The following is a 20995-nucleotide window of genomic DNA, read 5'->3' as shown; positions in this document are numbered from 1 at the left end:
CCTGAATCATCAGGGCTTTTTTACATAACTAATCAATCATTTATGTCATGTTTAGATGTTATTTTAGATGATCAGCAATATCGGTAAAAATCACGCCTAAACCATATGCACCTGCATCAGGATAGCCTAAGCTACGATCCCCGACAGTACCTGCACGACCCATACATGCAACAATCTCTTTGGTCGATTCTGCGCCTTGAACAGCAGATTGAGCACCTAAGATAAAGTTTTCCTTAAAGCTTTTGTCGGTGTTGGCAGACCATGAATCTGCGCATGGCACGAGCGCATCAATGAGAGTTTTATCTCCCACTACCGCGCCACGTCCAAATGAACGTTCACCTGTGGTTTGAATACCTTTTACTGCGGCTTGCAGCATATCGGCAAAATCTGCCACGCTTAACGTGGTTTTACCTTGAATGGCTTTACTTGCAGCGCGGAATGCAGAACCCCAGATGGGACCCGAAGCACCGCCACAATGTTCCATAATGATCATGGAGCTATTGAGCAAGAATTCATCCATCTGCTGTGCTTGGATCAAGCTTTGCCATTCTTTCTTGAGTTGTTTAAAGCCTTTAGCCACACTCATGCCGAAGTCACCATCGCCTGCGTGTGCGTCTAACTCACAAAATGGCACTTCATTTTTAATGATACATGCTGCCATGACATCGACTACATAGCGCATGTTTTCAATGGTGAATTGCTCATTTTGAATTTCAGCATGTTCTGCTGCAGTTTCAACTTGGTTGTTACCTTGTTGTTGAGCATTAGTATTCTTTGTTGCAAACTCAATGGCTAAAGCAGGTGAACCATCAAGTTTAAAGGCAGGGGTGTTGGCTTCGGCATCTAAGTATGTTTTGAGTTCATCATCCAATTCAAGTAATGAAATGGATGCGCCATTCATGTCGATACTGGTCATGTAGTTGCCGACAAAGGTACGGTAAATTTTGATGCCCTTATGTGCAAGGTGTTCACATACATCATGATTAAACAGATACAGTTCTTGCATTGGGGTAGAACCAAAGCCATTGATCAATACTGCAACTTCTTTCATGTCTGGACGATCTAAAAACAGGTCATCGACCATACGTTGTGCCAGTTCTTTTGCTGGCAAGATTTTTTCACGACGGATCCCCGGTTCACCATGAATACCCACGCCGTATTCCATTTCATCATCGGCAAGGGTGAAGGTTGGTGTGCCTTTAGCAGGAACAGTACATGAGCTATAGGCAAAACCTAAACTGATGACATTGTCAGCCGCTTTTTGAGCGACTGTTTTAACTTCACCTAATTCTAAGCCTTTAGATGCTGCTGCGCCTGCAATCTTATGAACAAAGATTGTGCCTGCGACACCACGACGTCCGACGGTATATAAACTATCTTTGACTGCAATATCATCTGCCACTTTCACAAAGTCGACTTTGATGCCATCTTCCATGGCTAAAGCTGCACCATTCTGGAAATTCATCATATCGCCAGAATAGTTTTTGATGATCATTAGCACGCCTTTATCAGTTGCGACGTGTTGCAGTGCTTTATAGACCTGAATTTGTGAAGGTGATGCAAAGACATCGCCACATACGGCAGCGTCTAACATGCCTTGACCGACAAAGCCCGCATGTGCAGGTTCGTGCCCGCTACCACCACCACTGATGAGAGCAACATTGTTATGTTTTTCTTTTCTTGAAATGATTTTGTGTGATTCAGTGAATGCAAGTTCTGGGTGTGCCAAGACAAAGCCTTTGCACATGTCGACAACCAAGTTTTCAGGGTGGTTGATGAGTTTTTTCATGGAAATATCAAACTTTTGGTAATTTCATTAATAAGTATTAATTATTCACTAAACTTGAAACATTTGCTGATCTAAAAATGTTAAAACACTTTGAATTGTTTGAGATTACTTGGAATGGTGAGCAAACTTAGAAAGTTTAATCATTATTTTTTCTTCTAATCTACCATAAGACATTGCAAAGATAGTCCCAAAAATACTGAAAAAAACGAGAAAAAGTGTCAGGGTTAGACCGTTATTATTTTGTTGATAATGTGAGATTAATTGATCAGGGCTTACTTCATAATTTATATCATAAGGCTCAGATAAATCATGGGTTTTAAGAGATTGAATAAATTTATAATTTTTAATCGTGACAATTTTTGCATGTTCGACAATAATTTTATTACCAGAGTTTATAGACTCATTATCACAGATGGTTTGAATAAAGGAGTCACAATAAAATGCAAATTTGATTTCACTATTCTTACTGATCATAAGGTATGGACTATCATCTAATTTGCGTTTATAGACTTGGTATTTTTCCAAAATCGAAGTATTTAATGTTTTATAGCTTTTTAATTCGACATGCTGATGTGTAGAGCTTTGGATGAGAAACCAAATCATAAAGGCGAATAGCAGAAAAATGCTCAATGTTATTATTTTCGCAAGCTGTTGAGCGGTGATGAATTGTGAAAGAAGCTTAAGCATTTTTTAGTTTAGCTCTATCTCTATGTGCATGGGAAAGCCCAGTAATGTTTGAAGGTAGAAGAAAATGAGCACAAAGTGGTAGGGCGTTTTATTTACACTCATATTTTTTACTTTTATTTGAATAAAGTATTCTAATGACTTAATAGAAATTTATATCATTAACTTCAATTTATTCCCTGCATTTTAGTCGTTAGGCTGAGAATGAAATATATTCAAAATCAAGTCATTCATCTAGTGATTCATACTGATGTTGAATATATTTTTCTATACGATTTAATGTATTATTCTATTAAAAATTATTAAGAGAATTTTACATTGTGGCTGAACTAATTCCTACTAGCATTCAACAATTAAAATCTGCGAGTAGTGGGGAACGTAAAGTCTATCAATTGCTCGAACACGTATTTAAAGATGAACATGCGATCATTTGGCATGAACCGAAAGCCTTAAATCGCTATACCGATTTTATTGTATGGTTACCTGAGCATGGCCTAGTCGTCATTGAAGTTAAAGATTGGTCAAAAGAACGGTTTGAAACCTTAAACCCTGAAAAATTTACAGGGCGTTTTTATAATAAAAATCAGCAACAAAGCATTACTGTAGCGAACCCTGAGCAGCAGGTAAGAAAGTGCATGCTCAATATTTTAAATCAATTTAAGCAAACCTCTGCATTTGTACAGGCTGAAGGTGTATATCAGGGTAATGTTAAATTTCCAATTAGCAGTTGTGTGATTTATACAGAACTAAAAAAAGAAGAAGCCGATGAAATTCATTTAAGTTTGCCTTCAATTACGACACCGCATAAAACTATTTTTAAAGAAGATCTACGCTTAGTTACCGAGAATAAAACTTTTAAACACAAACTCATTCAGGCTTTTCGGGATGTATCATTTCCTTTTGTGCCTTTGACGCAGACAGAAGAAAAATTGTTACGTTACCTGATCTTTCCTGAAATTCGGGTGAATAAATTTACCCAAGATGAATTGTTTGCAGTTGAACCACAAGATGTAAAAGCACTCGATTTATCACAAGAGTCGATTGCAAAGAATATTGGGGATGGTCATCGTATTTTAAAAGGTGTGGCTGGTAGTGGTAAAACCTTGGTGTTGGCGTGTCGTGCCAAATATTTAAAAACTATTTACCCAGACCATAAAATTTTGGTGGTTTGTTATAATAATTCCTTGTGTAATCATCTTAAACATTTGTTTGGTGAAGAATGTGCCCAACATATTGATGTTTTAAACTTTCATAGCCTCGTCAAGCAAATTACTCAGGCGAATTTGTCGATGCTACCGAAAGAAAAACAATCAGACTATAACAGCCGTGTCGGGCAAATTTTATTAGATTATATTGAGCAAAATTTATTATCTGATACTCAAAAATATGATGCGATTTTGATTGATGAAGGGCAGGATTTTGCCCAAGAGTGGATTATTGGACTGTCTAAATTAGTTAAGGAAGAAAGCAATCATATTTTATTTTGCTATGACCCTGCACAGAATATTTTTAACCGAAAAAAACCAAGTTGGCGTTCAGTTGGCTTACAAGTACAAGGGAAAAAGCCTGTAGAACTCTCAAAATGCTACCGGAATACCAAAGAAATTTTGGACATTGCAAAAGCCTTTTTAAACCCAAAACAGTTAGAGAGTTTGCAAAATAGCCAAGATGATTATGACCGTGTACTAGACCCAGATACAGGTGAATGTAAGGCAGGCGAATACCCAAGTATTTATCATCAAAATGATGTACGTCATTTGGCAGATTTAATTGCCAGAAAAATCAGACAATTGATTCAGTCTGGTATCTCAGCTCGGGATATTGCGGTGTTACAAGCCAAATCGGCTGAATATGATGTATTTATTGCGGAGTTAAATACCAAATTAGCCACGTATTTACCTGAAACAAAAGCTGACTTTATTTTTAGTAGTGCCGAGAAAAAAGCCTTAGATTTACAGAAAAACACCATCAAAATTATGAATGTGGAATCTTCTAAAGGTTTAGAGTTCCCTTATGTGTTTTTTGTCGGGATGGATTATATGCCACGCCTTGGTGAAAACCGAGATGTCGATTCTGAGCGTAAATTGGCATACGTGGGAATGACACGTGCGCAAAATAAGCTGTTTATTTTAGGCTGTGAGGATAAAGGCTTTTTGGCTGATGTCAGAGAGATTCATGAGAAAAATCAGACAATTGTTGAACAGGCACAAGCATCGGTAGAGGTGAGAGTAGAAAAGTCGGATACTGTTGAACCTGATACAGATAAAGAAGAATCTGAAGCTGAGAGTATGATTGGGCAGAAATGGACGGAAGATGAAGAAGTCAGATTAATTGATGCTTTTATGGATGAAAAGCTACCGATTAAAGAAATTGCGAAAAGGCATAACAGAAAAGTAGGTGGGATTCGGGCACGTTTAAAGAAATTACGTTTAATTGAATAATGTTAAATTCTCGCTATTTTTCTTAATGGGGATCTACCTTTAGTCAGAATGCCCATCTGTATTGACTGCATTATTCAAGAAAAATTTGATCATAAGATACTTACAATATTTGTATATTACTTAAATTGAGGATGAAAAAAGATACTTTGAATCAATGTATTACATGTATAGATAAGGGGGGAGGTTTAGAGAGTGGTGTAGAAATCATCAGCAAAAGATGGGTCATTTTTTAAATTATGATAGAGATTCATTCATAAAAGTGTCATGGAAGCTTCATTGGATTTAAATGCAGCAAGTCTATAGTCATGCCAAATTTAGACTGATCGTACCTTCTTATGCTGCTCAGAACTCGCCAAAAGCAATTATTTATATCTTTATGTTTAGCAGGTCTACTTGCTGGTTGTGGTGGTGGTAGTAATGACCAGCCATCCAATGTGGAAACTAATCCTGTTCCGACACCACCTGTAGAACTTGAACCACCTACAACAGAGCCAAAACCAGAACCACCTGTGGTGATTGCAAACGATTTTCGTGTAAAACCCTATCTACAAAACCCTACAGATAACAGCATGACAGTGATGTGGTTTTCACAAAGTGCCACACCAGGTGAGCTTGAAGTTGAAGGCGTAGGTAAGTTTAAATCAGAACCTGTACAAGCGACTGCTTTACAATATGCTGCAAGTGAAGTGAGCTATATCCACGATAGTGCAAAAAATTTAGGACTCATCCACCCTAATGTAGCCAAAGATACTGCACCACAATTACCGTATCGTCATATGATTCGTGTAACAGATTTAGATGCAAATCAAGTCTATAACTATAGCGTCAACCAAGCGGGTAACATCTTTAAATCTGAGTTAAAAACTGCACCAAAACTTGGTGAGCAAGCAAAAGTGAAGTTTGTTGTCATGTCGGATATGGAAACTGAGCCAGAATCGACTGCGAAAAAAGTAAAATGGGCAGCAAGTGCTTTAAGTATTAATGGCTGGAAATTGGATACTGACCCAGCGAGTCAAGCACGTGATTACATCATTGACCAAACCACAGGTTATAAACAAACTTTAAATTATGCGGCAAAATCTAAACCTGATTTTTGGATGATTGCAGGTGACTTGGTTGAAAAAGGCGGACGCCAATTAGACTGGGATGAATTTTGGCGTCATAGTGCGGGGGAATGGGGTACTTTAGCGTCGCGTGCCCCTATTTTACCTGCACTTGGTAATCATGAAAACTATTGGCAACCGACAGGTGCAAGCTATGGTTCGGGTGCAGTAAAACGCTCGTATGATAAGTGGGATAGCTATTGGGATTTACCAACCAATAATGCAAGCAATGCAGAATATGATAAGCGCTACTATCGTATAGATTACGGCCCTGTAACTGTAATTACGTTAGACTCATCAAATGGTAATGATGCTGATCCTGCAAAAGATACCAACTTAGCGATTGATGGCGTTGCATCGAATGTGCCTGATTTCAACCAAGGTTCTGAGCAATGGCAATGGGCTGTGAGCCAATTGGCCGATGCACGTTCGAAAGGGCAAGTGATTTTTGTGCAATGGCACCATATGGCATATGGTACAGGTGTCCATAGCTTAAAATCGGGCAGTGCAGGTATTGCAAAAAATGAAGATTCACAATCGGGTCTGCCAATGCGTGTTTATCATGATTTGATGAAACAATATGGCGTAACAGCGGTATTCTCAGGTCATAATGAATTGCTTGAAACGGTTGAACTTGATGGCGTGCATTATTGGGATGTAGGGATCTCTGGCGATGGCTTACGTGGCCCGGGCTATTTCCCGACAACGACTTATGTACCATTTGACTTATTGCCTGAACAAGCACAGCGTACTCATTGGAGCGCACATGGTGATGCACCAGAAATGTGGGCAGGCAAGAAAATGATTGAAGGTGGTAAGCACTATGGCTTTGTCGAGGTTGAAGTTTTACCACAACCTGCGCTGAATCAATATGAGATTGTAATTCGCCCTCGTTATTCATTACCTGTCACTAATACAGCTGGTGAGTTTATGAACAAGTTTGAAGAGCGTATGTATAGCAAAGTGGTACGTGTAAATAAAAAGATGTAAGTTTTACAAGCTAATTAAAATGCTAAGGATGGTAATATTCTTAGCATTTTTTATTTTAAATGAATGACGATAATCCTGAGTACTCTTGCTGACAGATTTAAAATATAAGTCGGTGGATTTTGGGCTTTGGATTGTTTTTAATAATTGAATCTCCCTCTTGCGAAACAATGTTTCTCATCTTTGAGAAAGAGGGACTTTTCACGAATTAAATGATGTCAGTAAATTCGTGTTGCTCCTCTTTTTAGAGATGTTGAAAAGGATTATTTAAATATAGAATCACCAAAAATATTATAATCATGCATGATTGCTTCAAAGGATTTTGAATCGGTAGTCTTATCAAGATTATCTAAAGCTATTTTCTCTACTTTATCTTGTTGGTCAGGATTCATATTGCTTCTTTTTTCTTGAATTTCTAATGCTTTATTTCTCATGTATCCGATTAGATATTCAGGTATTGTAAGAGCGGAAGGTTTACATATTCCTTGCTTTAAGGAAACTCTGCTTGCTCTCATTTTTGATGAAAAATTAGAATTAACGATACCTAAGATGAGAAAAGTTGGAAGTTTGGTAAATATATAAATATTTTTATCTCCTTGTAAAACGTCCACGCCAATACTTCTGAGGAAATACCTATTTATATTGATTGGTAAATTTAATGATTGAGGAGGAGTATCAATTGCAGATAAGGGAAAAATATGTTGTTCATATTGATAGAGATTATTTTGTTTACTTAAAAGACAGTTTCTTAAATTAATTTCAGCTCGAGTGATCTGATCTACGAAATAGTTACTTTCATTTTCAAAGTTAGAATTTTTCTTTTTAATATAGATTAATGTTCTCCATGAGAGTGAGGCACAGAATTTTGCCAACCAATCTTTATATTCACTAATATAAATATTTTGATCTAAAAAAGGGATAAATATTTTTTCAGAAAATTGTTTTTCCCAATTGGAAAAAAGTAGTTCGCAATCGGCACATAATAACGACTCTTTAATGATATCTTGTTGTCTTTTATTGATATTATCTATGTTTCGAAGATATCCAGTTGCGCTAGTTTTTTAAGCCAATTCCCAACGAATTTGGGGATAATATGACTTTCTTTTAACTCTTTAGCTTCATGGCAAAGTGCACACAAATTATTCATTTTTCTATATGTATATTTTGAAAGTTTGAATGATATCACTTAAATTGCATTATTAATCAATAAATCCCTCCCAACCTCGCTTTAAGAAAGGGAGGAGCTACACGAATTTGAAAACTGACATAAAATTCGTTCAAAGTCCCCCTTTTTTTAAAGGGGCTTTAGGGGGATTCATAGATTAGAAAACAAAAAAATCCCCTCTTTTGAGGGGATTTTTAGTTCCCCCTTTATTAAAGGGGGCTAGGGGGATTCTAAAATCAATTAAACCACTGAATCATCCAAATTTGGTGCTAACCAACGTTTCGCCTCATCCAACGTCCAACCTTTACGCTTCGCATAATCTTCCAACTGATCGCCAGAGATTTTGCCCACGTTAAAATATTCGGTTTCAGGGTTTGCGTAGTAGAAACCGCTCACTGATGAAGGTGGCCACATCGCAAAGCTCGAAGTCAGGTAAGTGCCCATCTTCTCAGTTGTACCTAACCAATCAAACAATGGCGCTTTTTCAGAATGTTCAGGACAAGCAGGGTAGCCCGGTGCAGGACGAATACCCACATACTTCTCTTTAATCAATTCTTCATTTGAAAGCTGTTCATCAGCTTGGTAGCCCCAGAACTCTTTACGAATACGTTGGTGCAAGTGCTCTGCAAAGGCTTCTGCAAAACGGTCACCCAAGGCTTGAACCATAATCGCGTTATAGTCATCACCTTTGGCTTTGTATTCTTGCGAAAGTTCTTCTGCACCAAAGATCGAAACCGTGAAACCACCCAAGTAATCTTGCGCGACATCTTTCGGTGCAATGAAGTCAGCCAATGAGAAGTTTGCTTTACCAGTCACTTTGTCAGACTGCTGACGAAGATGTTCGAAGGTATGGGTCACATTGCCATTTTCATCAGTCACCGCAATAGTATCTGCCGCCACACGGTTGGCAGGGTAAATGCTGAATGTTGCACGTGCATCGAAACGTTTATTGTCAATAATGTCTTTCAGCATCGCTTGTGCTTGTTCATACAAGTCACGTGCTGCTTCGCCCACCACTTCATCTTCAAGGATTTTCGGGAATTTGCCCGCCAAGCTCCAAGAAATAAAGAATGGTGTCCAGTCGAAATATTCCACCAAAGTTTCTAAAGGATAGTTGGTGAATGTTTCAGAACCAATGAAGTTTGGTTTAACAGGTGCATGCTTTTCAAAGTCAATCTTGAAACCATTTTCAACCGATTCAGCATAAGATAGCTTCGCCGCTTTTGGTTGCTTGTTGGAAAGACGAGTACGGATTTTTTCATAATCCGCAGCATAGTCCGCTGCCAATTGAGGTTTCATGTCCGCAGATAAAAGCTGTGTTGCAACACCCACAGCACGAGAAGCATCGGCAGTGTAGTACACGCCATCATTGTGATATTGCGGTGCAATCTTCACAGCGGTATGCGCTTTAGACGTGGTCGCACCACCAATCATGAGTGGAATGTTAAAGCCTTTACGTTGCATTTCTTTGGCAACAAAAACCATTTCATCCAATGACGGTGTAATCAAACCTGATAAACCGATGATGTCAACTTTTTCATCAATCGCTGTTTGTAAGATTTTCTCACACGGTACCATCACGCCAAGGTCAACGATGTCATAACCGTTACAGCCAAGTACCACACCTACGATGTTTTTACCGATGTCGTGTACGTCGCCTTTAACAGTAGCAAGCAAGATTTTACCTTTGGCTTCGCCTTGGGTTTTTTCTGCTTCAATGAACGGATTCAACCAAGCCACGGCTTGTTTCATCACACGTGCAGATTTCACCACTTGTGGTAAGAACATTTTGCCGGCACCGAACAGGTCACCCACCACGTTCATACCTGCCATGAGCGGGCCTTCAATCACGTCGAGTGGACGCGCTGATTTTAAACGTGCCTCTTCGGTATCTTCATCAATATAAGTCGTAATACCTTTTACAAGCGCATATTCAAGACGTTTTTCAACAGGTTCATTACGCCATTCAAGATTTTCTTCTGCTTTTTGCGCACCCGCTTGACCACGGTATTTTTCTGCAACAGCAAGCAGTTTTTCAGTCGCTTCTTGACCGCTTGCGCCTTGGTTACGGTTCAGCACCACATCTTCAACGGCTTCTTTCAGCTCAGCATCAATGTCATCGTAAATTGCAAGCTGACCTGCGTTGACGATCCCCATGGTTAAGCCTTGTTGAATGCCGTGATACAAGAACACCGCATGGATCGCTTCACGAACAGGTTCATTACCACGGAATGAGAACGATACGTTTGAGATCCCGCCTGACACCATCGCATTTGGCAGGTTTTGTTTAATCCAACCGGTTGCTTCAATGAAGTCCACACCGTAGTTGTTGTGTTCTTCAATACCTGTTGCGACCGCAAACACGTTCGGGTCAAAAATAATATCTTCAGATGGGAAACCCACTTCGTTGACTAAGACATCGTAAGAGCGCTTACAGATTTCCTTTTTACGTTCAGCTGTATCCGCTTGACCATTTTCATCAAACGCCATGACAATGACTGCCGCACCGTACTGACGGCAGAGGCGAGCACGTTCGACAAACTCGTCATAACCTTCTTTTAAGGAAATTGAGTTTACAACCGCTTTACCTTGGACGCATTTCAAACCTGCTTCAATGATCTCCCATTTAGAAGAGTCAAGCATGATTGGCACACGTGAAATATCAGGCTCAGACGCGATCAGATTCAGGAAATGCACCATCGCTTCTTGCGAATCCAGCATCCCTTCATCCATGTTGATGTCGATGATTTGCGCACCGGCTTCAACTTGTTGGCGAGCAACATCTAAAGCTTCAGTGAAGTTACCTTCTTTAATCAGGCGTAAGAATTTTTTAGAACCTGTCACGTTGGTACGTTCACCGACGTTCACAAACAATGAATCTTTAGTAATGTTAAATGGCTCTAAACCACTTAAACGACATGCAGGTTCAATTTCAGGGATTTGACGCGGTGCAATACCTTCAACCGCTTGCGCAATCGCACGAATATGATCCGGCGTCGTACCACAACAACCACCCGTAATGTTAATTAAGCCACTTTCAGCAAATTCTTTAATAAATGCTGCAGTTTCTTCAGGAGTTTCATCATAACCACCGAAGGCATTTGGTAAGCCTGCGTTTGGATGCGCTGAAACAAAAGTATCCGCAACGTCAGACACGGTTTTGACGTGTGGACGCATCGCATCTGCACCCAGTGCACAGTTAAAGCCAATCGATAAAGGCTCTGCATGGCGCATTGAGTTCCAGAATGCTTCTGCGGTTTGACCTGTGAGTGTACGCCCAGATGCATCGGTAATGGTGCCCGAAATCATAATTGGCAGTTCGTAACCAATTTCTTTAAACACTTCTTTCACTGCAAAGATCGCAGCTTTGGCATTTAGGGTATCGAAGACCGTTTCAATCAAGATGATATCTGCACCACCTTCAATCAATGCCTTAGTCGCTTCAATGTAGTTAACTTTTAACTCATCAAAGGTGATGTTACGGAATGCCGGATCATTTACATTTGGTGAAATTGAAGTGGTACGTGACGTTGGTCCTAATACGCCCGCAACAAAACGTGGCTTTTCAGGTGTTGAATATTTTTTACATGCTTCTTTGGCAATTCGAGCTGCTTCACGGTTAATCTCAGGAACCAAATCTTCCATATGGTAGTCAGACATTGAAACACGCGTTCCATTGAACGAGTTGGTTTCAATAATATCTGCTCCAGCTTCAAGATAAGCTTCATGAATGCCTTGAATAATCTGTGGCTGAGTTAGAACCAATAAGTCGTTATTACCCTTAAGGTCGTAGGCCCAATCCTCAAAACGTTCACCACGGTAATCAGCTTCTTCCAATTTGTGGCGTTGGATCATGGTACCCATTGCACCATCAATAATCAGGATACGTTTGGCAAGAAGCGCTTTTAAGGTGGCGAGGGTAGACATCAAATGACTCTCACAAAAATCTGCACAAATAATGGTGCAATATTTTAGCAGAGTTACGTCCACTTTTCTGATAAATAAAAATTTATGAACCTATTCCCAAAAAATTAAGGATGAATTTCATCCATCAACTACGATGATCAATCTATCAAAACTGAAACTGTCTATATTTCATCATGTTGTCATAATCTAATGTAATAATAACTGCCGTTGTAACAAATGTGACAGTGATGTCATCTTTATTTCATCTATTTAATTACCGATTGAAATAAAGATTAAAGACGAGGATTTTGTATTAACTATCTGATTATTATTGATAAATTTTGAATATTGGTTGTTTTTAAAGTTTAATTTTCTTAAATAAGTGTCGTTTGGATGACTTATATGACAGCTCTTTGTCATATAATTGTAATAATTAAATTGAACAATAGAGGGGATATTTATCCTCTTTCTCTGCTTGCATGAATTCTAATCAAACTCCAGTTTCAGATTCAGCACAATCGTCAACGCCTATGCAGTCGACGAATGTTCACGTGCCAACGCCGAAATTCTTTATGCCAGTGTTCCTTACACTGATTGTTTCAACCTTGATTTACATTGGTTTTCAGTTGGCTGCTGATTTATCTCATGTGCCTGCTTTAAATCTTTATGCTGTGATCATGTTGGCCACGGCATTGTTTATCGCATTGGGTTTCGAGTTCGTTAACGGTTTCCATGACACGGCCAATGCTGTGGCAACAGTTATTTATACCAACGCTTTATCTGCACCTGTCGCTGTAATGTGGGCAGGCTTCTGTAACTTCCTTGGCGTAATGGTCGCAAGTGGTGCAGTTGCCTACGGTATTATCGCGCTATTGCCTGTTGAATTGATTATGAACGTCGGTTCAGGTGCTGGTTTTGCCATGGTCTTTGCCATGTTGATTGCCGCAATCGTATGGAACTTAGGAACTTGGTTCCTCGGTATCCCTGCTTCTAGCTCTCATACACTGATCGGTTCGATTTTAGGTGTGGGAATCATGAACTACATCTTAAACGCAGGTAATGGTGCGTCAGGTATAGACATGGAACAGGTGATGAAAGTGGGTAAAGCACTTTTATTCTCACCATTAATCGGTTTTGCATTTGCGGCTGTATTGTTCTTATTGGTTAAAAAAATCTTTAAGAAACAAGTGGAATTATTCCAACCACCAGAAGGGAATAAACCGCCGCCGCCACTTATTCGTGCCATTTTGATTTTCACGTGTACCGGTGTAAGTTTTGCACACGGCTCAAATGATGGCCAAAAAGGTATGGGTCTGATTATGTTGATTCTGATCGGGATCGTGCCATTGGCTTACTCTTTAAACAAGAGTCTAGATCAACAACATATCCAAACGTTTGGTCAGTTATCTGCTCAAACTGCTGATTTGATTTATCCAAATCACCAAGATATTCCAGATGAAAAAGCGCGTGAAATTATCACGTCATATATCCAAACCAAAGAAATCACGCCTGAAGTTGTGCCAGCTTTGGCAAGTTTAACGGATCATTTAGGTGAAAAAGTAGGAAGCTACACATCCATTAAAGATGTTCCTGAAGATCAAGTAGCTGAATTCCGTAATGATATGTACCTCAGCACGACTGCATTCAAGCGTTTAGATAAAGCAGAAGCTTTACCTGCCATGACTGAAGCGCAAGAAAAAACAGTGGACAACTACCGTGATAACTTAGATTCATTCCTTCAATACATTCCAACATGGGTGAAAGTTGCGACTGCATTGGCATTAGGTCTAGGGACGATGGTAGGCTGGAAACGTATTGTTGTTACCGTTGGTGAGCGTATTGGTAAACAACACATGACTTATGGTCAGGGGATGTCTGCAGAGTTAGTTGCAATGTCAACGATTGCTGCTGCTGATGGCTTTGGTATGCCAGTGTCAACAACACACGTTTTAAACTCTGCTGTAGCAGGTACGATGGTTGCGAATAAGTCGGGCTTAAACTTCCAAATGGTTCGCACAATCTTATCAGCGTGGATTTTCACACTGCCAGCAACAATCTGTTTGTCAGGTGGTTTATTCTGGTTGTTCCTTCAGTTCACCTGATTGAAATCAATACTTAAAGATTAAAAAAGCGCTGAACAATCAGCGCTTTTTTTATGATCAATTGTTTATGTCGCTTATTTTTGGAATTTAGACCAAAGTTTTTTCAAGGGGAGTTTTTCTTCAGCAAAACCATATAATGCGGCAAATGGTAGGGCGGTGCGTGCGAGATATGCTACACGCCATAACCCCCCATGATTAGCACCATGCATGATTAAGTCTAATGGATGATTGAGGGCGATGTCAGGATTGGCAACCGACTGTGGGTTTCTCAAATCATGAATCCACAACGCAGCCATAATCGCATTGGTCGTCGCGGGTTCAAACGCTTCAACATCAAACAAATTGGCACCATTGAAAGCAGCTTTTAATAATGGGTTTTTGGTTACCGAATGTGTGGTGGTCGATGGAGCAATATTAATGCTGACACGTTGACCTTGTGACCGTGCTAACGTAGCGCGCCATTGTTGAATCCTTTTCGCCAACGCATAATTTGGACCTTGTTCTACCACAAGACAGTCACATATCCCATACTGTTTATCATGACATTGGAATAAGCGTTCTTCATTTTGTTTGAAAAAATAATCACGAGAGACAGTTGAAATACTCTTAGACAGAATATTTTCAAGTTTAGAGCGTGATTTAAACTTATCTAATCCACCTTGAATAACTTCCTGTGGTACAGCGTAGACGTCAGTGGGCGTACACATATACATTAAACTGGTATTGGATTTTTGTTGGCTGACATGTTGCATAATGGCGTCCATCGCCATAGAAACACGAACGTGCTTTTCGCCATCTAAATACGCAATCGCGGCAAGATCTAAATCTTGATCAAACTGGGTGAGCCAATGTGCAATCTCAGGGGTATCTGTTAATAAGTTAACGCCTAAACGCTCTGCAGCTTCACGTATAGATGCAGATGAATCTATTGATTCGACACTTGGAGCGTATAAGGTCGCATTGCCTTGCAGAACAGTATTCAAAATCTTTGTCCATACTCGCTCATGATTTAAATCAAGCGCCACGATATTGGCTTTCCATTTCGCCAGCCAAGGTAAAGGTCCTGCTTCAGAAGCTGCACCAAACAGCACCATTGTTCGATCCGAAAGGTCAAACCACTCTGGATGTTTCACACACGCTTGTAATGCCTGAGCATGTGATGCTTCTATAATGCCTCGGTCTAACCAAAGTTGAATTTGCTCGAGTAGGGCTTGATCTTCTAAATTTTTACCCTGATAAGGTACAAACCATTGTGGCTCAGCAGTAGAGTTTCCTTGAAGTGTGTAGGTATTTAAATCTTTTGATTTAAGATTCATCACTTCATTCAATGCGTGTGTATGTTGATCACGTTGAAAACTAAACTCTTCATAAGCTTGTTGAAGTCCATCTTGAGCGATGCGCAGCGCAGCTTCAGGTGATGAGAGCCCACATTCTACCAACCGTTTAAAATGAATCGGATAGGATTTGCGCCAATTCTTTTCATTGATAACTGCATCAGCGTATTCTGGCTGAATCTGTTGTAATGCCGCACTGACGATGCGTTGGCCTGATTTTGAACTGCTGGGTTTAGAGGACGTGTTAGAGGAAAATTGTAAACCATCAGGTTGATTAGACATGCAAAAAATCTCAAAAAAAAATGAATAAATTCGCGGATGCCTACATTATCCTGACAAAATTAATGATCTAGGTGGCATTAATTACCAGATATTGATTGAATTATTACGAGATATTTCTAAAAAAAGGAAGCCAAAGACTTCCTTTATAAATAAAATCAATTATTTAGTATTTTTTATACCATTGATCAATTCTTCTAACATAAATGCAGTGTTATCTAAGCCAGCGCCCGTTAAATACCAGGCATCGGCATCAACAAAGATGACACGATTCTCTTTGACTGCTTGACTATTCTTGAGTAATGGATGTGATTGAATATGTTGTTTCGCAGCATAGTTTTGTGTGTTTACAGCACCACGGTCTAACACAATGATGAAATCAGGATTTTGTTTTATTGCTTGTTCTAGACGCTCTAAATTGCGTTGCGCGGCAGCACGAGCTTCTGGGGAGTTTGGAGCAGGTCGAGCACTTGAGGTTTGAGGTGCTGCAGTCGGTACGACTGACTTTAAGCCAGAAATATCATAGGCGAATCCAAATCTTTCATTGCTTGCATGTGGCATGAAATTATCACCCTTGGCAAAAAGCATCAGGCCGGATTTACCTTTAGTGAGTTGTTTAAGTTGTGCTTGAAGGGCATAGACATGATCTAATTTAGATTGTGCGAGTTGTTCCTTATTAAACATTTTTGCTAAAAAAAGTGTGCGATTTTTCAGGTCTTGATTGAAGTTTTGAGTATCAGGCCAGAGGTTGATTGCAGGTGCAATTTTTTTGACCTCATCTAATTTCGCGGCAGAACGCCCGCCGACAATGATGAGATCTGGCTTTTGTTCTTTTAATAAGGTTTGGTTGGGTTCAAATAAAGATCCAACTTTTAAATATTGTTTGTCATTAAATTTTTTCAAAGCACCAACAAAAGTAGTTTCGGGTACGATTGATGCTTGAATACCTAAAGCATTCAGTGTATCCAACGCGGATAGTTCGTAAACAGCCAGCTTCTGTGGTGTATTTTGAAGTTGAATAGTTTGATCTTGATAAGTGAATTGAACAGGTTGAGCATATGAAACAAAGGCACTGAATGAAAGAATGAGTGCCAATGGAAGTTTAATGTAAGTCATATCAATACCTCGAGGTTTGATAAAAGCTTAACATAAATATATAAATGATAATCATTATCATTGTTGAATCTGTGTTTTTGATTTATTTACCAGCATCAACTTTTAATTTAAGGGTATTTGTGCGGAGTGTTTTAACCCTCCGCAATGATCAAAGAATTAGAAAGGTAGTTGAAGCAACTTGCTGAAGAAATGTGGAATAACTTGAGGTTCAATCAATATCGTAACTACGACACCGTAGGCTGCACCCCATAAATGTGCACTGTGGTTGATGTTACTGTTTCCACGTTTACCTGACCAAATACTATAAGCAACATAAAGCACGGCAAAAATAATGGCTGGAACTGGAATAAAGAAGACAAATATCAGTTTCCATGGTTGAAATAAAATATAAGCAAACAAGACTGCTGATACTGCTCCAGAGGCACCTAGACTTGCCCAGCGGTGATCATTTTTATGTTTTAAATAGCTTGGAATAATTGCCGCGATTAAACCGCCTAAATAGAACAGAACAAATCCGAGTTCATATAAGTATTGTCGATAAAAACTCTCAATTACACTTCCAAAGAAAAAGAGTGTGATCATATTGAACAGTAGATGTGTTCCATCTGCATGTATAAAACCATGCGTGATAAATCGATCGTATTGACCTTTCTGCATGGCTGGAGGCCAAAAAATCAAACGATTCATAATATTTTGATTGGAAAATGCAACCAGTGAAATGGCAACCGTAATTAAAACGATGGTGACAGTATGATTAAAAGGTAAATCAAGCATATGGATAAGATTGAATAAATTGCTTTAATTCTATTCATCATGCCATTTTTTTAAATTTAATTGTTATTAATATAATAATTCTGACAAATTTAGTTGAATTTTAAATATTATCCCCGATCTTCAGTTAAAATAGAGTCTTCAGCTTGAGGAAAAATTGTTATGTCGACTGAGAACACCAGCACTGCAGTTGCTGAAGAAATTCCAAATTTATTAATTACACCAACTGCGCAAGAGTATTTGTTTGAACTTTTAGAGAAGCAAAATACTCCTGGTATCGCGGTACGTGTTTTCGTAGAACATCCGGGTACACCACGTGCTGAATGCTGCATGGCGTATAGTGCACCAGATGAAGTCGTTCCAACCGACTATAAACAAGAATATCCAAAATTTGCTGCATATATTGATACACCATCAATCCCATACTTATTGGATGCAGTGATTGATTACAACAAAGATCGCTTTGGTGGTCAGTTGACTTTCCGTGCACCTAACTCGAAAGTGCCACGTGTAGGTCCAGATGCATCGATTGAAGAACGTATAACCTATGTATTACAGTCAGAAATTAACCCTGGTTTAGCAGGGCATGGTGGAAACTGTGCATTGGTTGAAGTGGTTGAAGATGCTGAGCATGGTTTAACAGCGGTCTTGAAATTTGGTGGTGGCTGTCAAGGGTGTTCAGCAATTGATGTGACACTTAAACAAGGTGTTGAAGTTACGCTAAAACAGCATATCCCAGAGTTACAACGTGTTGTGGACCAGACAGACCACAGCCAATCAGAAGGCGCTTATATGAAATAAGTTGCCTTTAAATTTACAAAAGTTGATTTGAAAAGCTCCCATTAAAAGGGGGCTTTTTTTTATGAAAACTGAACAAAATGAGTAATATCAATAAAATTGAAATGTAAAAACAAAACTATAAATGAGAATAGTTATCATAATCTATTGCAAAGTGATTATCATTTGTTACAATGCGACACAATTCGAACAAGATCTCTCCACACATTCTTTGGTAATTACACAATGCAAAAGACATTTTTAAAATCTAAGTTAGCGTTTGCTGTCTTAACCACCATGTCGGTTTCAAGTTTTGCACAAGAGCAAATTGGTCAAGATACTAATGCAAAACAAGATACAACTAAGTTAAAAACAATTGTCGTAACTTCAGCGAGTGGTTATGAGCAAAATATAGCGGATGCTGCTGCTACGATTTCAGTGATTACTGCCGAAGAATTAGAAAAAAAATCTTATAGTGATGTAACTGATGCATTGAAAAATGTTCCAGGTGTATTTGTACAAGGCGGTGGAACGAACCAGACGATCTCCATTCGGGGTATGGGATCAGCTTATACCCTATTTTTAGTAGATGGACGTCCAATGAATGATGGTAGTCTTTTAACAACAAATGGGGGGGTTCAAGGAGCATCAGTAAACTTCTTACCGCCAATAGAATCGATTGAACGTATTGAAGTGATTCGAGGCCCGTCATCCTCTCTATATGGTTCTGATGCAATGGGTGGTGTAATTAACATCATTACTAAAAAGCATCAAGATCGTTTGACTGCAAGTATTCGAACAGAATATATCAAAGCTGGTAAATCGAATGACGTTAACAACGACGCAACCAATACCAGCTTGTATGTAAATGCACCATTAATTGATAAGCTTCTTTCGGTTCAAGTTACAGCTGGTCTTCAAACGATTGAAGAAAGTTCATTACAAAAAAATACAGCCGAAACAGGTGAGAGTGAACCAGATTTTCAAAAAACAAATCTAGGTACAAAGTTTGTTTTTACACCAGATGAAAAAAACACACTCACTGCTGAATATGTAAGAACTCAACAAGAGCGTACACACAACCCAGGTAAAAGTTATACCCAGTATGTTTCAGTAACGGGTCCTAAAGTTGATATTGATGGTAAAGATTTCGTTCTATCTAATGGAAATTATTATCCAGCATATAATACGAATAATCGTAATGATGATGGTGAGCTAATCTATCGTTCAGATGTCGTACCGAATACAGGGACTTACTCCGAATTAGAAAAAAATAATTTTAGTCTTACTCATGATGGTGATTACGACAATCTAAAACTTACTTCTTACTTGCAATATGATAAAGATAAAAATAATGCAATTACAGGGCGTACTGTGGGTAAAGTTCAAAATCCAGGGGGGATTTTATTTGAGACTATCACAGCCAATACACAAGGAACGTACTTTTTCGAAGATCATAGTCTGACCATTGGCGGGCGATATTTAAAAGAAAATCTTGAGGATGGTACAAGTAACCAAAATGCAGCGATGGCTGGTAAAGTCACTAAAATGGATCGATATCAATGGTCAATTTTTGCAGAAGATACTTGGAATGTCAGTGATAAGTTAGCACTAACCTTAAGTGGTCGTTTCGATGAAAATGAGTTTTTTGGTGATAATTTCAGTCCAAAGGCATATGCAGTTTATAAAGCTACAGACAACGTGACTTTAAAAGGAGGTGTAATTTCAGGCTATAAAGCGCCGAGCTTACGTAATTCTTCTCCAGATTACATGCTGAACTCAATGGGCGGGGCAATTATGCCAAACCCAAATTTAAAGCCAGAAACCAGTTTAACGTATGAAACAGGTTTTGCATTCACTCATCCTGAATTGGGTTTATCTGCAAGTCTTATGGTCTATCAAACTGACTTTAACGATAAAATTACTCGATCTGGTCGTTTAGATGGTAGTCGACTTCCCCCAAAAAATGACGGTGAGCCGCCTTACACTCAATCTGAAATTAATGATTTCGTTAATAGCAGTGCTTTCTATCAGTCCAACCCTAATCTGCCATATAACGCAAATGGTTATACACTCAACTATAACATTGATAAGGCCGAAATTAGAGGGCTTGAACTGACCACAGATTACAACATTACAGATTACTTAAAATATAGACACTCTTATACATTCACAGATAGTGAGCAAAAATCTGGACAGTATGAAGGTAAACCATTGAATAATTTGCCTAAACATATGTTTAATGCAGGCTTAGATTGGGACTTTAATGATCAATTGTATTTATGGACTCAATTGAATTATCGTGGCAAAACAGTGGGTGATACCGATGGAGATAAAACACCAGCTTATACATTTGTAGATGTTGGAGCTGTGTATAAGTATAGTGACCAATTCCAGCTATCTACTGGTGTATATAATGTTGCAAACAAAAATGTACTGAAAGATGGAAATGATTGGGTGCTTGATGGTCGACGTTACAGCTTTGCCTTGAATTATAAGTTTTAATGTCTTGTGCTTGGAGTGAGAGCGAGAATCTCACTC

At 38.9% G+C, this 20995-nt stretch carries 12 protein-coding genes; 5 read left to right on the top strand and 7 right to left on the bottom strand.

Features of this window, described 5'->3' with window-relative positions; genetic code table 11:
• Positions 1-58: 58 nt before the first annotated feature.
• Complete coding sequence (gene dhaK, locus AC1M9C_RS12665; protein WP_481953826.1) at positions 59-1789, bottom strand: dihydroxyacetone kinase subunit DhaK; 1731 nt, start codon at positions 1787-1789, stop codon at positions 59-61.
• Positions 1790-1894: 105 nt separating this feature from the next.
• Entirely contained in the window at positions 1895-2476 is a 582-nt protein-coding gene (locus AC1M9C_RS12660; RefSeq protein ID WP_481953825.1) for a hypothetical protein, read from the bottom strand.
• Between the two features lie 317 nt (positions 2477-2793).
• On the opposite strand from AC1M9C_RS12660, the gene AC1M9C_RS12655 reads away from it, so the two are divergent.
• Entirely contained in the window at positions 2794-4914 is a 2121-nt protein-coding gene (locus AC1M9C_RS12655) for a 3'-5' exonuclease (RefSeq protein ID WP_481953824.1), read from the top strand.
• A gap of 335 nt (positions 4915-5249) precedes the next feature.
• Positions 5250-7007, top strand: a complete 1758-nt coding sequence (locus AC1M9C_RS12650) for a metallophosphoesterase family protein (RefSeq protein ID WP_481953823.1) — start codon at positions 5250-5252, stop codon at positions 7005-7007.
• 260 nt (positions 7008-7267) lie between these two features.
• Here AC1M9C_RS12650 and AC1M9C_RS12645 read toward each other — a convergent pair whose 3' ends face one another.
• Positions 7268-7876 carry a hypothetical protein gene (locus tag AC1M9C_RS12645; protein ID WP_481953822.1) on the bottom strand — a complete coding sequence of 203 codons (609 nt, stop codon included), beginning with the start codon at positions 7874-7876 and terminating at the stop codon, positions 7268-7270.
• A gap of 533 nt (positions 7877-8409) precedes the next feature.
• The gene (gene metH, locus AC1M9C_RS12640) at positions 8410-12096 is read right to left on the bottom strand and encodes a methionine synthase (protein ID WP_481953821.1); all 3687 of its coding nucleotides are present in this window, start codon (positions 12094-12096) and stop codon (positions 8410-8412) included.
• Between the two features lie 458 nt (positions 12097-12554).
• Between metH and AC1M9C_RS12635 the strand changes: the two genes are divergently transcribed.
• Positions 12555-14177, top strand: a complete 1623-nt coding sequence (locus AC1M9C_RS12635) for an inorganic phosphate transporter (RefSeq protein WP_481953820.1) — start codon at positions 12555-12557, stop codon at positions 14175-14177.
• A gap of 74 nt (positions 14178-14251) precedes the next feature.
• On the opposite strand, the gene AC1M9C_RS12630 is transcribed toward AC1M9C_RS12635, so the two are convergent.
• The 3 genes from AC1M9C_RS12630 to AC1M9C_RS12620 form a co-directional block, all read right to left on the bottom strand.
• The gene (locus tag AC1M9C_RS12630) at positions 14252-15793 is read right to left on the bottom strand and encodes a hypothetical protein (protein ID WP_481953819.1); all 1542 of its coding nucleotides are present in this window, start codon (positions 15791-15793) and stop codon (positions 14252-14254) included.
• A 159-nt stretch (positions 15794-15952) separates the two neighbouring features.
• The gene (locus AC1M9C_RS12625; RefSeq protein ID WP_481953818.1) at positions 15953-16906 is read right to left on the bottom strand and encodes an ABC transporter substrate-binding protein; all 954 of its coding nucleotides are present in this window, start codon (positions 16904-16906) and stop codon (positions 15953-15955) included.
• Between the two features lie 156 nt (positions 16907-17062).
• Positions 17063-17680, bottom strand: a complete 618-nt coding sequence (locus AC1M9C_RS12620) for a rhomboid family intramembrane serine protease (protein ID WP_481953817.1) — start codon at positions 17678-17680, stop codon at positions 17063-17065.
• Between the two features lie 159 nt (positions 17681-17839).
• On the opposite strand from AC1M9C_RS12620, the gene nfuA reads away from it, so the two are divergent.
• Both nfuA and AC1M9C_RS12610 read left to right on the top strand, forming a co-directional pair.
• Complete coding sequence (nfuA, locus tag AC1M9C_RS12615; RefSeq protein WP_035269609.1) at positions 17840-18478, top strand: Fe-S biogenesis protein NfuA; 639 nt, start codon at positions 17840-17842, stop codon at positions 18476-18478.
• 222 nt (positions 18479-18700) lie between these two features.
• Positions 18701-20959 (top strand): TonB-dependent receptor domain-containing protein, encoded by a 2259-nt coding sequence (locus tag AC1M9C_RS12610; protein WP_481611740.1) that lies wholly within the window; start codon positions 18701-18703, stop codon positions 20957-20959.
• Positions 20960-20995 lie beyond the last annotated feature (36 nt).

It is taken from the genome of Acinetobacter sp. 24-47-39 (assembly GCF_056783825.1).
This window is presented reverse-complemented; position numbering and strand designations above follow the sequence as displayed.

Bases quoted from the DNA above. Each gene is read 5' to 3' on its own strand.
- dhaK (WP_481953826.1), bottom strand. From the start codon at position 1,789: ATGAAAAAACTCATCAACCACCCTGAAAACTTGGTTGTCGACATGTGC.
- AC1M9C_RS12660 (WP_481953825.1), bottom strand. From the start codon at position 2,476: ATGCTTAAGCTTCTTTCACAATTCATCACCGCTCAACAGCTTGCGAAA.
- AC1M9C_RS12650 (WP_481953823.1), top strand. From the start codon at position 5,250: ATGCTGCTCAGAACTCGCCAAAAGCAATTATTTATATCTTTATGTTTA.
- metH (WP_481953821.1), bottom strand. From the start codon at position 12,096: ATGTCTACCCTCGCCACCTTAAAAGCGCTTCTTGCCAAACGTATCCTG.
- AC1M9C_RS12635 (WP_481953820.1), top strand. From the start codon at position 12,555: ATGAATTCTAATCAAACTCCAGTTTCAGATTCAGCACAATCGTCAACG.
- AC1M9C_RS12630 (WP_481953819.1), bottom strand. From the start codon at position 15,793: ATGTCTAATCAACCTGATGGTTTACAATTTTCCTCTAACACGTCCTCT.
- AC1M9C_RS12625 (WP_481953818.1), bottom strand. From the start codon at position 16,906: ATGACTTACATTAAACTTCCATTGGCACTCATTCTTTCATTCAGTGCC.
- AC1M9C_RS12620 (WP_481953817.1), bottom strand. From the start codon at position 17,680: ATGCTTGATTTACCTTTTAATCATACTGTCACCATCGTTTTAATTACG.
- nfuA (WP_035269609.1), top strand. From the start codon at position 17,840: ATGTCGACTGAGAACACCAGCACTGCAGTTGCTGAAGAAATTCCAAAT.
- AC1M9C_RS12610 (WP_481611740.1), top strand. From the start codon at position 18,701: ATGCAAAAGACATTTTTAAAATCTAAGTTAGCGTTTGCTGTCTTAACC.